This is a genomic window from Bacteroides fluxus YIT 12057, assembly GCF_000195635.1.
GTDB lineage: Bacteria > Bacteroidota > Bacteroidia > Bacteroidales > Bacteroidaceae > Bacteroides > Bacteroides fluxus.
Genome location: NZ_GL882657.1, coordinates 14,228 through 29,774 on the forward strand (window position 1 = coordinate 14,228; position 15,547 = coordinate 29,774).

A 15,547-nucleotide genomic window follows, 5' to 3' on the forward strand; every position below is an offset into this window, starting at 1 on the left:
AAGGAATAGAGTGCTTTACCGGTTCATGTTCTACTCGGAATTGCCGTTTTTCTTGTTTCGCTTCCACGTCTGCATACGTTTAAGCAGGGCCTCTTTCGCCTTGTCAAGCCACGGTGTCGGGTTGTTTCGGATTTTCATATCGCAGAATGTCCTCGAAAGGTTCATGTCGAGGTGTACGTTGAAAGCGTTGGAAATGTAGCTGGCAAGTTGCGTGAGTGGCACATTGCCGAAACAGCCTTTACTGTCGAGCAGGTAAATAAGTTCCGTCAGATCCGTCTTCGAGTCCTGCCATGTCGGACGCACGTCAGGCAATGGCAGAACCATGTTCCGGAGGTTCGTGCTCTCCAGTGATTCCAATTCGCCCATAAGATAAACCGACAACATATCGTTGGCCAGGATTTTCGCCACCTTGAAATCCGCGTTTGTCGAAAACTGCGGGTCGAGTTCATAGTAGAAGGTTTCCAGGTATTGCTCCGTGTCGGTCTGCCCGCGCAGGAAATAGAGGCTGTCCAGGTGTGTAGCGCCGCTGCGGAAATAGCGGATAAAGTCGAGGCGTTTCTGCGTGTACGCGTTGATGGCCCGAACATGGGCGTCCAGGTACTCCCGTTGTGCCTCGATACTTCCTACCGGACGGTTCATCTCGATATTGTAGAGCTTGCGGTAATAGATCAGACGGCAAAAAAGACGAGGTTTGATTTCTTTGAAGAACTTTATTTCCTCGTCATCGTTTTGAAAACGGTAGCCGATGATATATTGTTTCAAACGGTCGAACGCTTCTCCCAGGACACGTGACGCTTCAAGCGACTTTTTCAACACGTCGGTATCCCGCGATTCGATACGTTCGATACTCCGCAGGACTTCGCTGTTTAATTTTTCTATAAATGCAATCATAATCCGTCTTGTTACTTTCGCGTATAAAGTTAGCGAATCGAAAAACCGGCGGATTACGATTTTTATCTTTCTCTTCGTTTTTTTATCACGGAGCCGATTTTAATGTCAGATCCGACCTTCCTGGCGGATGGAAGTGGGATTGCTCCCCATATTCCGCTTGCAAAAGTCCGTAAAGTGGGATTGGGCGGAGAAACCGCACATGTAGGCTATTTCCTGCAACGTGTAGTGTGTCGTCCGCAACAACTCCCCGATACGTTCGATACGGCGCTGACGTAACCACGAGGAGGCCGAGCAGCCGAAAACCCGCTGGAAACGCCGGCGGAAGGTAATCGTGCTGGAATACCCGCAAACCCCGGCGAGTTCCGTGACGTTATCCGAGGCAAGATAATTCGATTTGACACGGGAGATGAACTCGTAATCGTCCCCCAGGTGCAACAGCTCCTCGAACTCCCCGACATCGGCGGGAGTGAGATGTTCATAAGAGGCGTCGAGCATTTTCAGCATGACAGCAGCGTTACATTCAACGGGCATACCCAATGTCTTACGGGCTTCACGCAGGTAATTCTTGAACCGCAGCCGCAGCGTGTCGTGATGCGGGTAGGAACACTCGGACAGAATGGTGCAAACCGTCCGCAGTTCATCGACACAACAGTAGCCGAAATACCACGTTACAAGACGCTCGACGTAATGGACGACATGAAATTCCTCCGAAAGCATCAGAAGAAGCAGGAACGGGGTGAAATCCTGGTATTCCCTCGTTATGGGACGGGGTGCTTCGTCAAGCAAGGAGGCGATGTCCCGCATCAGCAGAGAATCTCCCGAGTACGCTTTTATTTGTTCGGAACTGCGGGCATAATCCCGGTAACGCGATATGACCGCCGACAAAGCATTGAACTTCACGGCGTGAACGCCTTCTATAAAGGAAGGGCGAAGACTGTTGTAAATGGATAAGTCGGTTTGCATAAGTCATTTCTATAAAACGGAGCCGCATCCCCTTGTTGCCAAAACTCCGCAAGTCGTTACTTATGAACCGCTTGGAACACGGTACGAATCCTAATTACAAATATATCGCATCTGATAATCCGGAACAAATATCAGCAGGTAAAAATGAAAATAAACCTCGTTATTTTTGATTATTACCTGCAATAATATTATATTTGCAAACAAATAAGAGTTGTTTGACAGCATGAGAAATATAGTGTATCAAAGCACTTTACCAATTTCTTATCCGTTGCCCATTCTCATGCGAGTTTCTTTTAATCTATTTGTAGTCAATTAAATACCTTCAGACTACATCAAATATACAAAAAAAAGGGGGGGTAAAACTAAAATGACCACTCCCCAAAGTTACAGCTTATAACTATAACACTTAAAAGGGTCGTATCAATCTCAGTAATGATACGACCCTTTCTTTAGTCTTTTAATATGCTCAGATTTCAAATGATAAGTTCCTATTTTTAAAATCTGAGTTTTGACACCGCCTAGGTGATATCCTATTGATGTACTTGTTACAATCTTGCTTGTATAGCTTTGGATTCTTCTTCGTAACCCGGCTTGTTCAGCAATGCGAACATGTTTTTCTTATATGCTTCCACGCCCGGCTGGTTGAACGGATTGACACCTAACAGGTAACCGCTGATGCCACAGGCTATCTCGAAGAAATACAATAAGCTGCCGATACTTTCTTCATTCAGGGCAGGGATAACGATACGCATATTGGGTACACCACCGTCAACGTGGGCGAGTTGTGTGCCCAGTTCGGCCATCTTGTTCACTTCATCCACACGCTTGCCGGCCAAGAAGTTCAGACCGTCAAGGTTAGCCTCGTCAACGGGAACCTGTAATTTATGCTGAGTGTTTTCTACGGAAATTACAGTTTCATAGATGGTGCGTTCACCTTCCTGGATCCACTGTCCCATGGAGTGAAGGTCGGTAGAGAAATCTACGGCAGCGGGGAAGATACCCTTGTTTTCCTTACCTTCCGATTCACCGTAAAGCTGTTTCCACCATTCGCTTACATAGTGCAGTTTGGGATTGAAGTTGACAAGGATTTCAATCTTCTTGCCATTTTTGTAGAGTTCGTTGCGAGTAGCGGCATAGATAGCAGCAGGATTCTCGGCAAACGAAACATCTTTTCCGCAAGCTTTCTCCATAACTACTGCCCCTGCAACCAGCTTTTCGATATCAAAGCCAGCTACGGCAATCGGCAACAGGCCTACCGGAGTCAACACGGAGAAACGGCCGCCTACATTGTCGGGAATGATGAATGATTTATAACCTTCGTTGTCGGCTGTTACGCGGGCTGCGCCTTTCTTGGCATCCGTGATGGCAACAATTACTTTCTTTGCCACCTCCTTGCCGCGTTGGTTTTCACATTGTTTCTTCAGCAGACGGAAAGCCAATGCTGTCTCAGTGGTAGTTCCGGATTTGGAAATATTGATGACACCGAATTTTTTGTCCTTTAGATATTCGGTAAGTTCGTACAGATAGTCTTCACCGATATTATGTCCTGCATACAGGATGACGGGAGCCGTTTTTTTCTCTTGCAACCAAGTGAAACTGTTTGACAAAGCCTCGATGACCGCACGTGCGCCGAGATAGCTTCCGCCAATACCGGCAACGACTACCACTTCGCAATTTTCACGCAGTGTCTGTGCGGTAGCTTTCAAGTCGGCCAGATGCTCTTGGGTGATGGAAGAGGGGAGATGCAGCCAGCCCAAGAAATCGTTGCCCTTACCGGTACCATTTTCTAATGCTTCCTGTGCAGCCTTTACTTGGGCTTCATAGGCGAAAACGTTTTCTTTGGAAATGAATCCGAAAGTCTTTTCAATGTTCAAACTAATCATAATATTCTAGGTTTTAAATTCAGTCTTTGTTTTATATTCTCCGTTTAGCGGAAAGAATCTGTCAGCAATTTAATTTCTATCATTGGTGAGATGCGCTCGTACAAGATGTTATAGACAGCATCTACGATAGGCATGTTGACATGATAGTGCTTGTTGATTTCCTTGATACATTTGGTGCCGTAATACCCTTCGGCAATCATCTCCATCTCTATCTGCGCGCTCTTAACGGAGTATCCTTTGCCGATCATGCTGCCAAACGTACGGTTACGGCTGAAGTTGGAGTACCCTGTTACCAACAAGTCACCTAGATAAACAGAATCATTGACGTTTCTGTTCAAAGGATGGACGGTTTGCAGGAAACGATTCATTTCCTGGATAGCGTTGGACATCAGTACAGCCTGGAAATTGTCACCATATTTCAAGCCACTGCATATACCCGCTGCTATGGCGTACACATTCTTCAGTACAGAACTGTACTCTATGCCCGCCACGTCGTTGCTTACGGAAGTCTTGATGTACGAACTCGCCAGCCGGCGTGCGATATTGCATGCCTTGTCTGTGTCCGGACAGGCAATGGTCAGATAGGAAAGGCGTTCCAAGGCGACTTCTTCCGCATGGCAGGGACCTGCCAGCACAGCTATATTCTCAGCCGGTACACCATATTCCTTGGTGAAGTATTCTGATACGATCAGATTGTCGTCGGGTACAATCCCCTTGATGGCGGTAATGATGAACTTGTCCTTGATTTTCGTTTTCAGCTTCTTCAGATGGGCCTTTAAATAAGGAGAAGGAGTCACGAAGATGAGCGTATCGGATTCTTTTACCACATCATTGATGTTGGAGTTGAAATTGATACGCTTGGTATCGAATTTGACGCCCGTCAAATAGGCAGGGTTGTGTCCCAGTCGTTTGAAATCGGCAATGCGGTCATCTCGCCGCATGTACCAGTTTATCGACTCCGCTTGGCTCAGTACCATTTTTGCAATGGCTGTTGCCCAACTTCCTCCGCCCATGATGGCTATCTTACCGGGTAGTTTCATATTGAAATTAATAATTAAAAACTAAAAATTAAAGGAGGGAAAAGGAGAACCTTTACCCTCCTCTGATCTTTAATCTTGCTTATTTAATTCGTTAATTTTTATATTTTGCTAACCCAGTCAGCAACTTCGTTAACGGTCGGGTTTGCCAGTTCCAGTTTGTATTTCTTGTTGATGCCGCAAATGTCCATGTGGAGTTTCTGCGGGTTTACATCTTTCATGTCACTTACCAGATTGTAACCGGCTTTCTGAATGACGGCCACCCACTCTTCGGGAATGCCCAACTCCATAAACTTGGAGGGAACGTCTTTCGGAATTACTTTTTCGGGACGCATTTGGGGGAAGAACAATACTTCCTGGATGAATGACTTGCCTGTCATCAGCATAGTCAGACGGTCTATGCCGATACCTATACCCGATGTGGGAGGCATGCCGTATTGCAATGCTTTCAGGAAGTCCTGGTCGATGAACATGGCCTCGTCGTCTCCCTTTTCGCTCAGTCGGAGCTGGTCTTTGAAGCGTTCCTCCTGGTCTATCGGGTCGTTCAACTCGCTATAGGCATTGGCCAGCTCTTTTCCGTTCACCATCAACTCAAAGCGTTCGGTAAGTCCCGGCTTGCTGCGGTGCATTTTGGTCAGCGGGCTCATTTCTACCGGATAGTCAGTAATGAAGGTAGGCTGTATGAAGGTACCTTCGCAGAATTCACCGAAGATTTCGTCAATGAGCTTTCCTTTACCCATCGTATCATCGATTTCCATTTTCAGTTCCTTGCATATCTGGCGGATTTCCTCTTCAGTCTTTCCTTCGAGGTCGTAACCGGTTTTCTCCTTGATGGCTTCCAGAATGGGAAGACGGCGGTAAGGAGCCTTGAAGCTGATGGTCTTGCCGTCGATTTCAGTTTCCGTACAACCGTTTACGGCGATACAGATGCGTTCCAGCAATTTTTCGGTGAAACTCATCATCCAGTTGTAGTCCTTATATTGCACGTACAGCTCTACGCAGGTAAATTCGGGATTATGGTTTTTGTCCATACCTTCGTTACGGAAGTTCTTTCCGATTTCGTAAACACCTTCAAATCCGCCTACGATCAGTCGCTTCAAATAAAGTTCGGTAGCGATGCGCAGGTAGAGGTCCATGTCCAGTGAATTGTGGTGTGTGATGAAAGGACGGGCGCTTGCTCCGCCGGGGATGGACTGCAGGATCGGGGTTTCCACTTCTGTATAGCCGGCCTCGTCCAGTACGGTACGCATGGTACTGATAATCTTGGCACGCTTCAGAAAAGTTTCTTTCACGCCTTCGTTTACGATGAGATCCACATAACGTTGGCGATAACGGAGTTCCGGATCTTCAAACGAGTCGTAAGCCACGCCATCCTTGTACTTGACGATGGGCAACGGCTTGATGCTCTTTGAAAGTACGGTTATTTTTTGGGCATGGATACTGATTTCGCCCATTTGGGTACGGAAGACAAAACCTTCGATACCGATGAAATCGCCCAGGTCGAGCAAACGTTTGAACACGGTGTTGTACATTTCCTTGTCTTCTCCCGGACAGATGTCATCACGGGTAATATATACCTGAATGCGTCCTTTGGAATCCTGCAATTCAATGAAAGAGGCTTTACCCATTACGCGGCGGCTCATCATACGTCCGGCTACGGACACTTGGCGGGGTTCGGCGTCATCTTTGAATTCAGCTTTAATATCGGTAGAGAAAGCATTGGTTACATACTCTGCTGCGGGATAGGGGTCGATGCCCATCGCGCGAAGTTCATTCATGCTGTTGCGACGAATGATTTCTTGTTCACTTAGTTCTAATACGTTCATTTCGCTATATTTCACTCAATTTGGGTACAAAAGTACGAAACATTTTTCAGATAGCGAACCTTTTTCCCTTGAAATATAGGGAGAGGGGTAAGACATTGCCCCTCTTCCGTATTATGTGCTTGGTTGGGGGCTTTTTTCTGCCTGGGTGGAATTTTTGTTGCAGGCTTCTGCCGTCTTTTGACCGGCACACTTAAAAAGTGCCCGACTGTCTTTTGTCCGGTCTTTAGAAATGAGTACCTTTGCACCCGCAAAAAAAGTAAATAGGTATAATATGGCAGGACAAAAGACTCCCACAGCGCTGGGAACGGAAAGTATAGGGAAACTACTGATGCAATATGCCGTTCCGGCAATCATCGCCATGACGGCGTCTTCTTTATATAATATGGTAGATAGTATCTTCATCGGTCACGGAGTGGGCACGATGGCTATTTCGGGATTGGCGTTGACGTTCCCGTTGATGAACCTTGCGGCTGCTTTCGGTTCGTTGGTAGGGGTGGGGGCTTCTACCTTGATTTCCGTCAAATTGGGGCAAAGAGATTATGATACGGCACAACGTGTGCTGGGGAATGTCTTTGTTCTGAATATCTTGCTGGGGCTGGCTTTTACTTTGGTTGTCATGGCTTTTCTCGATCCTATCCTTTATTTTTTCGGAGGGAGCGACCAAACGGTAGGATATGCAAGGGATTATATGCAGATTATTCTTTTGGGAAATGCCGTTACCCATCTTTATTTGGGGCTGAATGCCGTGCTGCGTTCTTCCGGGCATCCGCAGAAGGCCATGTATGCCACTATAGCCACGGTGGTTATCAATACGGTTCTTGATCCGGTGTTTATTTATGGTTTTGGATGGGGTATCCGCGGGGCGGCCATCGCTACGATTGTGGCACAGGTCATATCGTTGGCATGGCAGTTCAAGTTGTTCAGTAACAAGGAAGAACTGCTGCATTTCCATCGGGGCATATTCCGGTTGAAGCGTAAAATCGTCTTCGATTCGTTGGCCATCGGCATGTCTCCTTTTCTGATGAATCTGGCGGCTTGCTTCATTGTTATTCTTATCAATCAGGGGCTGAAAGAATATGGCGGTGATTTGGCCATCGGAGCTTTCGGCATCGTGAACCGCCTGGTATTCATTGTGGTGATGATTGTGATGGGGCTGAATCAAGGTATGCAACCCATTGCCGGATATAATTTCGGGGCAAAGTTGTATGAGCGTGTGAACAAGGTGCTGAAACTGACCATTGTTTATGCCACGGTGGTGACTACTTTCGGGTTTCTCGTAGGAATGCTGGTACCGGATCTGGTAGTGGGTATCTTTACATCGGATGCTGAACTGATTGACATTTCGGCAAGAGGCTTGCGCATTGTTGTCATGTTCTTCCCGATTATCGGTTTCCAGATGGTGACTTCCAACTTTTTCCAGAGCATAGGAATGGCAGGCAAGGCCATTTTCCTTTCCCTTACCCGCCAGATGCTGATTCTGCTTCCCTGTCTGCTCATTTTGCCCCGTTTCTTTGGAGTGGCGGGTGTGTGGTACAGTATGCCGGTGTCTGATGTGCTTGCCAGTCTGATAGCATTGGTTATGTTGGTCATGCAGTTCCGGAAGTTCAAGGCGGCTGCGGCACAGGTCCGGTAATTCAAGTTTCCAGGAAATGGGCTGGATGGATATATAGATAATGAAAATATTCTTCCGCTTTTTGAAGATATTCCATAAGAATATTTATATTTGCTATCTACAAACAGATAGAAATAGGAACGTATGGATACTAAATTCGTTGTAAATATAGGTCGTCAGTTGGGAAGTGGCGGACGGGAAATCGGCGAGAAACTGGCTGTTCGTTTGGGTATTGATTTTTATGACAAGGAACTGATCAGGTTGGCTTCGGAAGAAAGCGGACTTTGCCGTGAATTTTTCGAGAAAGCCGATGAGAAGGCATCTCAAGGTATTATCGGAGGGCTGTTCGGTATGCGTTTTCCTTTTATCAGTGACGGAGCTATGCCGGTGACAAACTGTCTGAGTAATGATGCCTTGTTTAAAGTGCAAAGCGATGTGATCCGTAAATTGGCGGAACAGAAGTCTTGTCTTTTTGTCGGGCGCTGTGCCGACTATATTTTGCGGGATATTCCCCGTTGTGTCAATATTTTCATTTCATGTTCTGATGAGGAGCGTATAAGGCGTCTTTGCCGGATGCATGCTATTTCTGAACATGCCGCGGAGGAGATGATGAACAAAGCGGATAAAAGACGCTCCGAGTACTATAATTATTATAGCTATAAGACATGGGGTGCCGCTTCGACCTATCACCTGTGCATTGATTCTTCCGTGTTGGGTATTGATGGTACGGTGGACTTCGTGGAAGAATTCGTGAGAAAGAAACTGGGAGGGCTGTAAATCTGCAGGCGTTTACTGAAAACTTTACAAATAAATCTGGAGGCTGTTTGTTTGAAGCAGGGTTCTTGTTTCATTCATTGAATGAACAAGAATGAGTCAGGGACTGAAAGGCATTGAGTCAGGGACTGAATGCCTTTCAGTCCCTGACTCATTCCACCCCCTCTCAGAAGGTGTTCTGGAGGAGGCGTAAAGAGGGGTGACCGAGAGTCGTAACAATTGGTAAAAAATGAATACGAACTATTCCGGCTACATCATCGTCAGCAATATCATCTGTCCTGCCAGGATACGCAGGAACATGGTCAACGGATAAACTGTGGAATAACCTACTGCCGGAGCGTCGTTGCCCGATGTCTGGTTGGCGTATGCCAATGCGGGAGGATCTGTGTTGCTGCCGGCTATCAATCCCATCAAGGTGAAGTAGTTTACTTTGCAGTAGAAGCGGGCTATCATGCCTATTATCAGCAATGGGATGACGGTAATCAGGAAACCGTAACCTACATACGACAATCCGTTTCCTTCCACCACGGTCTGTACAAAATGCTCGCCGGCTTCTATACCTACGCTGGCAAGGAAAAGTACGATACCTATCTCACGCAACATCAAGTTGGCGCTCATGGTAGTATATGTCACGAGGTGCATCTTGTGTCCGAAACGTCCGATAAGGATGGCTACCACCAACGGACCACCTGCCAAACCTAACTTTACAGGAGTGGGCATGCCCGGGAACGCGATGGGAAGACTTCCCAATAAGATACCCAAGAAGATACCTACGAAGATTGTGACGATGTTCGGGGTGTCCAGACGCTTCAATTGGTTGCCTAATACTCCAGCCACGCGCTCTACCGCATCCTGTTGGCCTACCACCATTACACGGTCACCTACCTGGAGCACCAGGTTGGGGTCGGCAAACAAGTCCATACCGGAACGGTTGATACGGGTTACGTTCACTCCGTACATGCTGCGGAAGTGGAGGTCACCCAGCTTCTTGCCGTTGATATCAGACTTGGTGACAAGGATACGGCGGGAAACCATCGGAGTATCCTGCTTTTCCCAATCGACTTGGATTTCCTTGCCGATGAAGGCTGTCACTGCTTCGGCGTCCTCCTCGGAACATACGATAAAAAGCTGGTCGCCTACATGGAATATCGTTTCATGGTTGGGGATGCTGACGTGCCCTTCATGGCGAATGCGCGAGCAGACAAACGGCCGTCCCAGAAAGTCTTTGACCTGAAGCAGGGTTTTGCCGGAAATGGATTCGTTGCGCACTTCAAGGTGAAGCATGTGCGGTTGGTGCTTTATATCCGCTTCCTGTGTGTTGAGCTCCTGTTCTTCCTTCTTGAGGTTCACCCGGCAGATATAGCGGATGGCAATGATGGAACCGATGATGCCTACCACACCGAGAGGATAAGCGCAGGCATATCCCAATGCGATGGGGTCTCCCGTGTAGTTTATCTGGTTCAAGGCTTCGTTGGCGGCACCCAGACCCGGAGTATTGGTTACGGCACCGTAGAGGATACCTACTATCATCGGCAGGTCTATGCCGCCGTCAATGAAGTAGATGCCCAATGCCACCGCGATATTCAGTATCACAATACCTACGGCAAGCATATTCAGCCTCATGCCTCCCTTCTTGAAAGAAGAGAAAAATGAGGGGCCTACTTGCAGACCGATACAAAATACAAATAAAATCAAACCGAATTCGCGGATGAAGTGCAAAATGTGTGTTTCTCCCGTGAAACCGAAATGTCCCATCAGGATACCGGCAAAGAGGACGAATGTAACCCCCAGCGATACCCCGAAAATCTTAATCTTGCCCAACAGCACACCCACGGAGATGACGAATGCGTATAAGCAGACGATGTGGGCGACAGATGAAGGGTCCCATAGCAAACTTTCTAGCCAATTCATAGTACCTTACTTATATGTCGTTTGTTTAAATTTCGCGCAAAATTACTTAATAAAGAGGAGGTGGCAAAGGGATTGTGATACTTTTTGCAATACCAACTTTGCAAAAAGAAGGTTTTGGCAAGAAGAATCCCCGGAATAAAGGCAGTCACAGTGTCATCAATGCGTGCAATTTTCCCTAAAAAAACTTTTTGTTTTAAGTATTTCGTTATATTTGCAAGTCTCTTGATGACAATATGAATCTTATTCATCTTTTTAAATAAATAAACTATGGCAGACAGTAAAGAAAAACTCTTCTCGGATTTTTCTCCCGTTTCCACCGAACAGTGGATGGAGAAGGTGACCGCCGACTTGAAAGGTGCGGATTTTGAGAAGAAACTCGTTTGGAAGACAAACGAAGGATTTAAGGTGAAACCTTTCTACCGTATGGAAGACCTTGAGGGTTTAAAGACTACCGATGCTCTCCCCGGTGAGTTCCCTTATCTCAGAGGCAACAAGAAAGATAATAACGAATGGCTGGTTCGTCAGGAAATCAGAGTGGAATGCCCCAAGGAGGCTAATGCCAAAGCATTGGATATCTTGAATAAAGGGGTGGATGCGCTTTCTTTCCATGTGAAAGCCAAAGAGCTGAGCGCAGAGTATATTGAAACTTTGTTGAAAGACATCTGTGCAGAGTGCGTGGAACTTAACTTCTCTACTTGCCAAGGGCATGTCGTGGAACTGGCCGAGCTTCTTGTGGCCTATTTCCAGAAGAAAGACTATGATTTGACGAAGTTGCAGGGCTCCATCAATTATGATTACTTCAACAAGATGCTGGCCAGGGGCAAAGAAAAAGGTGATATGGTAGCCACTGCCAAAGCTTTGATTGAAGCCACTGCCGCTCTTCCTAAATATCGTGTATTGAATGTAAATGCCTTGACATTGAATAATGCCGGTTCTTATATTTTCCAGGAACTGGGTTATGCTTTGGCTTGGGGTAATGAATACATGAATCAGTTGACCGATGCCGGCCTGCCTGCCGCGATGGTGGCCAAGAAGATTAAATTCAATTTCGGTATCAGTTCCAACTATTTTCTTGAAATAGCCAAATTCCGTGCCGCCCGTATGTTGTGGGCCAATATCGTGGCATCATATGCTCCCGAGTGCTTGCGCGACTGTGAAAACAAAGGTGGAAATAACGAATGCCGTTGTGCCGCTAAAATGAAGATTCATGCAGAAACTTCCTCATTCAATCTGACTTTGTTTGATGCGCACGTAAACTTGTTGCGTACACAGACTGAAGCAATGAGTGCGGCCCTTGCAGGCGTTGACTCCATGACGGTTGTTCCGTTCGACAAGACATACGATGCTCCTAACGAGTTCTCAGAACGTATGGCGCGTAACCAACAGCTGTTGTTGAAGGAAGAATCACACTTCGACAAGGTCATTGACCCGGCTGCCGGTTCCTACTATATCGAGAACCTGACTGTTGCCATTGCCAAGCAGGCTTGGGATTTGTTCCTGGCTGTGGAGGAAGAAGGCGGTTTCTACGCTTCCGTAAAAGCCGGAAAAGTGCAGGCTGCTGTAAACGAGAGCAACAAGGCCCGTCATGCCGCAGTTGCCAAGCGCAAGGAGGTGCTGTTGGGTACCAACCAGTTCCCTAATTTCACGGAAAAAGCCGGAGATAAGAAACCGGTTGAGGCTGCTTGCTGTTGCGGCGGCGGACATACGTGCGAAAAAGACGTTCCGACATTGAACTTTGACCGTGCTGCCAGCGAATTCGAGGCATTGCGTCTGGAAACCGAAGCCAGCGGCAAGCGTCCGAAAGCATTCATGCTGACAATCGGTAATCTGGCCATGCGTCAGGCACGTGCGCAATATTCTTGTAACTTCCTGGCTTGTGCCGGATATGAGGTTATTGACAACCTCGGTTTCCCCACTGTAGAAGAAGGCGTGGAAGCTGCCATGGCTGCCAAAGCTGATATCGTGGTATTGTGTTCAAGTGATGATGAATACGCTGAATATGCCGTTCCTGCTTTCAAGGCACTGGACGGCCGTGCCATGTTCATCGTCGCCGGTGCCCCTGCCTGTATGGACGAACTGAAAGCTGCCGGCATCGAGAACTTTATCCATGTCAGGGTAAATGTGTTAGAGACATTAAAAGAATTCAACGCCAAACTTTTGAAGAAGTAACTTCAATCGTCAATCATCAAATCGTAAATAACATGATGCGAAAAGATTTTAAAAACTTAGATATATATGCTGCGTTCCAGCCCGTCAACGGTGCTGAGTGGCAAAAGGCTAACGGTATCCACGCTGATTGGAAGACGCCGGAACACATTGAAGTGAAGCCTGTTTATACAAAAGAAGACCTTGAGGGGATGGAACACCTCGGTTACGCAGCCGGTCTTCCTCCTTATTTGCGCGGTCCGTATTCTGTGATGTACACGTTGCGTCCTTGGACCATCCGCCAGTATGCCGGTTTCTCTACGGCCGAAGAATCCAATGCGTTCTATCGCCGTAACCTGGCTTCCGGACAGAAAGGTTTGTCCGTGGCGTTCGACTTGGCTACTCACCGCGGTTATGATCCTGACCATGAACGTGTGGTAGGTGACGTCGGTAAGGCGGGTGTATCTATCTGTTCGTTGGAAAATATGAAAGTCCTCTTCGACGGTATTCCTCTGAACAAGATGTCCGTGTCTATGACGATGAACGGTGCTGTACTTCCTGTCATGGCATTCTATATCAATGCCGGTCTGGAACAAGGCGCCAAACTTGAGGAGATGGCAGGAACCATCCAGAATGATATCTTAAAAGAATTCATGGTGCGTAATACTTATATTTATCCGCCTGCATTCTCTATGAAGATAATCTCTGATATCTTTGAATATACTTCCCAAAAGATGCCTAAGTTCAACTCCATTTCCATCTCCGGTTACCACATGCAGGAAGCAGGCGCTACGGCGGATATTGAGTTGGCTTATACCTTGGCAGACGGTTTGGAATATCTTCGCGCCGGTGTTGCCGCAGGTATCGACATTGACGCATTTGCGCCGCGCCTGTCATTCTTCTGGGCTATCGGCACCAATCATTTCATGGAAATAGCCAAGATGCGTGCCGCCCGTATGTTGTGGGCCAAGATTGTGAAGCAGTTCAATCCGAAGAATCCGAAGTCATTGGCTTTGCGTACTCACTCCCAGACTTCAGGTTGGTCCTTGACCGAGCAGGATCCGTTCAACAATGTAGGCCGTACTTGCATCGAAGCTATGGCTGCTGCTTTGGGACATACTCAGTCCCTGCACACCAATGCCCTTGACGAGGCGATTGCTTTACCCACTGATTTCTCCGCACGTATTGCACGTAATACGCAGATCTACATTCAGGAAGAAACTTATATCTGTAAGAATGTTGACCCATGGGGAGGTTCTTACTATGTGGAATCTCTGACCAATGAGCTTGCCCACAAGGCATGGGAACTTATTCAGGAAGTAGAGAAATTGGGCGGCATGGCAAAAGCCATCGAGACCGGTATTCCTAAGATGCGTATCGAAGAAGCTGCTGCACGTACGCAGGCCCGTATCGACAGCGGTAGCCAGACTATTGTCGGCGTGAACAAGTATCGTCTGGAAAAAGAGGCTCCGATTGACATTCTTGAAATTGACAATACGGCGGTTCGCCAGGAACAGATTGCCAATTTGAAGACGTTGAAAGAAGGCCGTGACGAGGCGGCCGTACAGAAAGCATTGGATGCCATTACCAAGTGTGTGGAAACAAAGGAAGGAAACTTGCTGGAATTGGCTGTGGAAGCAGCCCGTGTCCGCGCTACCTTGGGAGAGATTTCCTATGCGTGTGAAAAGATTGTAGGACGTTATAAAGCAGTAATCAGAACTATATCAGGCGTGTATTCATCAGAAAGTAAGAATGACAGCGACTTCCACCGTGCCTGTGAACTGGCAGAGAAGTTTGCGAAGAAAGAGGGACGTCAGCCCCGTATCATGATTGCCAAAATGGGGCAGGACGGTCACGACCGTGGTGCCAAGGTTGTAGCTACCGGATATGCCGACTGTGGTTTCGACGTGGATATGGGACCGTTGTTCCAGACTCCTGCCGAGGCTGCCCGCGAAGCGGTGGAAAATGATGTTCATGTAGTAGGTGTCTCTTCACTGGCTGCGGGACATAAGACATTGATTCCTCAGATTATTGAGGAACTCAAGAAGTTGGGACGTGAGGATATCATTGTGATTGCCGGTGGTGTAATTCCGGCACAGGACTATGACTTCCTTTATAAAGCCGGTGTAGCTGCCATCTTTGGTCCGGGTAGTCCGGTGGCAAAGGCTGCTTGCCAGATATTGGAAATTTTGTTGGATGAAGAATAATACGGTCCGCTAAATGTTAAAAAAAGGATGGAATGCATTTGCATATCCATCCTTTTTCTTAATCTGTGTTATAAAACATACTTTTTTTCTTGGATAATTTGCAGATATATCGGAAGTCCGTATCTTTGCAATGTGTTTTTCATAGTATTAGATTTAAGGTTAACAAAGGTTGGAGTACAGCGGTACTCCTTTTTTTATGTCCGTACGCGAAATATAACTTCAAGTTACATTGTGATGGGGGGAGTGACTGGAAAACTAAAGACACTGCCCCTATTGTTCCGGCTTTATTTCCTAAGCA

General features: G+C 47.1%; 11 protein-coding genes. 4 read left to right on the top strand and 7 right to left on the bottom strand.

The annotated features are described in order from the left end of the window. Positions 1 to 30: 30 nt before the first annotated feature. The 5 genes from HMPREF9446_RS11945 to lysS form a co-directional block, all read right to left on the bottom strand. Entirely contained in the window at positions 31 to 891 is an 861-nt protein-coding gene (locus HMPREF9446_RS11945; RefSeq protein WP_004295489.1) for an RteC domain-containing protein, read from the bottom strand. A 105-nt stretch (positions 892 to 996) separates the two neighbouring features. Then, complete coding sequence (locus HMPREF9446_RS11950) at positions 997 to 1,854, bottom strand: helix-turn-helix transcriptional regulator (RefSeq protein WP_004294809.1); 858 nt, start codon at positions 1,852 to 1,854, stop codon at positions 997 to 999. 545 nt (positions 1,855 to 2,399) lie between these two features. Then, positions 2,400 to 3,737, bottom strand: coding sequence for a glucose-6-phosphate isomerase (locus HMPREF9446_RS11955; RefSeq protein WP_009125922.1), 1,338 nt, complete (start codon positions 3,735 to 3,737; stop codon positions 2,400 to 2,402). Positions 3,738 to 3,781: 44 nt separating this feature from the next. Continuing rightward, complete coding sequence (locus HMPREF9446_RS11960) at positions 3,782 to 4,777, bottom strand: NAD(P)H-dependent glycerol-3-phosphate dehydrogenase (protein ID WP_009125923.1); 996 nt, start codon at positions 4,775 to 4,777, stop codon at positions 3,782 to 3,784. 98 nt (positions 4,778 to 4,875) lie between these two features. Then, entirely contained in the window at positions 4,876 to 6,600 is a 1,725-nt protein-coding gene (gene lysS, locus HMPREF9446_RS11965) for a lysine--tRNA ligase (protein ID WP_009125924.1), read from the bottom strand. A 271-nt stretch (positions 6,601 to 6,871) separates the two neighbouring features. Here lysS and HMPREF9446_RS11970 point away from each other — a divergent pair, with 271 nt between their 5' ends. Further along, positions 6,872 to 8,233, top strand: a complete 1,362-nt coding sequence (locus tag HMPREF9446_RS11970) for an MATE family efflux transporter (RefSeq protein ID WP_039969335.1) — start codon at positions 6,872 to 6,874, stop codon at positions 8,231 to 8,233. A gap of 123 nt (positions 8,234 to 8,356) precedes the next feature. Beyond that, positions 8,357 to 8,989: a cytidylate kinase-like family protein gene (locus HMPREF9446_RS11975; RefSeq protein WP_009125926.1), complete on the top strand. Its 633-nt coding sequence runs from the start codon at positions 8,357 to 8,359 to the stop codon at positions 8,987 to 8,989. 246 nt (positions 8,990 to 9,235) lie between these two features. Here the strand turns inward: HMPREF9446_RS11975 and HMPREF9446_RS11980 are convergent, their stop codons facing one another. Together HMPREF9446_RS11980 and HMPREF9446_RS11985 are read right to left on the bottom strand one after the other, a co-directional pair. Continuing rightward, positions 9,236 to 10,897, bottom strand: coding sequence for a putative transporter (locus HMPREF9446_RS11980; RefSeq protein ID WP_009125927.1), 1,662 nt, complete (start codon positions 10,895 to 10,897; stop codon positions 9,236 to 9,238). Further along, positions 10,894 to 11,145 carry a hypothetical protein gene (locus HMPREF9446_RS11985; RefSeq protein WP_009125928.1) on the bottom strand — a complete coding sequence of 84 codons (252 nt, stop codon included), beginning with the start codon at positions 11,143 to 11,145 and terminating at the stop codon, positions 10,894 to 10,896. The genes HMPREF9446_RS11980 and HMPREF9446_RS11985 overlap by 4 nt, the downstream gene beginning before the upstream one ends. A 19-nt stretch (positions 11,146 to 11,164) precedes the next feature. Here HMPREF9446_RS11985 and mutA point away from each other — a divergent pair, with 19 nt between their 5' ends. Both mutA and scpA read left to right on the top strand, forming a co-directional pair. Continuing rightward, on the top strand, positions 11,165 to 13,066 hold the full coding sequence (mutA, locus tag HMPREF9446_RS11990; protein WP_009125929.1) for a methylmalonyl-CoA mutase small subunit: 1,902 nt from the start codon (positions 11,165 to 11,167) through the stop codon (positions 13,064 to 13,066). 35 nt (positions 13,067 to 13,101) lie between these two features. Continuing rightward, positions 13,102 to 15,249: a methylmalonyl-CoA mutase gene (gene scpA / locus HMPREF9446_RS11995; RefSeq protein WP_039969350.1), complete on the top strand. Its 2,148-nt coding sequence runs from the start codon at positions 13,102 to 13,104 to the stop codon at positions 15,247 to 15,249. The last annotated feature ends 298 nt before the right edge of the window (positions 15,250 to 15,547 follow it).

Coding starts and splice junctions, on each gene's coding strand:
- HMPREF9446_RS11945 (WP_004295489.1), bottom strand. CDS start 891: ATGATTGCATTTATAGAAAAATTAAACAGCGAAGTCCTGCGGAGTATC.
- HMPREF9446_RS11950 (WP_004294809.1), bottom strand. CDS start 1,854: ATGCAAACCGACTTATCCATTTACAACAGTCTTCGCCCTTCCTTTATA.
- HMPREF9446_RS11955 (WP_009125922.1), bottom strand. CDS start 3,737: ATGATTAGTTTGAACATTGAAAAGACTTTCGGATTCATTTCCAAAGAA.
- HMPREF9446_RS11960 (WP_009125923.1), bottom strand. CDS start 4,777: ATGAAACTACCCGGTAAGATAGCCATCATGGGCGGAGGAAGTTGGGCA.
- lysS (WP_009125924.1), bottom strand. CDS start 6,600: ATGAACGTATTAGAACTAAGTGAACAAGAAATCATTCGTCGCAACAGC.
- HMPREF9446_RS11970 (WP_039969335.1), top strand. CDS start 6,872: ATGGCAGGACAAAAGACTCCCACAGCGCTGGGAACGGAAAGTATAGGG.
- HMPREF9446_RS11975 (WP_009125926.1), top strand. CDS start 8,357: ATGGATACTAAATTCGTTGTAAATATAGGTCGTCAGTTGGGAAGTGGC.
- HMPREF9446_RS11980 (WP_009125927.1), bottom strand. CDS start 10,897: ATGAATTGGCTAGAAAGTTTGCTATGGGACCCTTCATCTGTCGCCCAC.
- HMPREF9446_RS11985 (WP_009125928.1), bottom strand. CDS start 11,145: ATGAATAAGATTCATATTGTCATCAAGAGACTTGCAAATATAACGAAA.
- mutA (WP_009125929.1), top strand. CDS start 11,165: ATGGCAGACAGTAAAGAAAAACTCTTCTCGGATTTTTCTCCCGTTTCC.
- scpA (WP_039969350.1), top strand. CDS start 13,102: ATGCGAAAAGATTTTAAAAACTTAGATATATATGCTGCGTTCCAGCCC.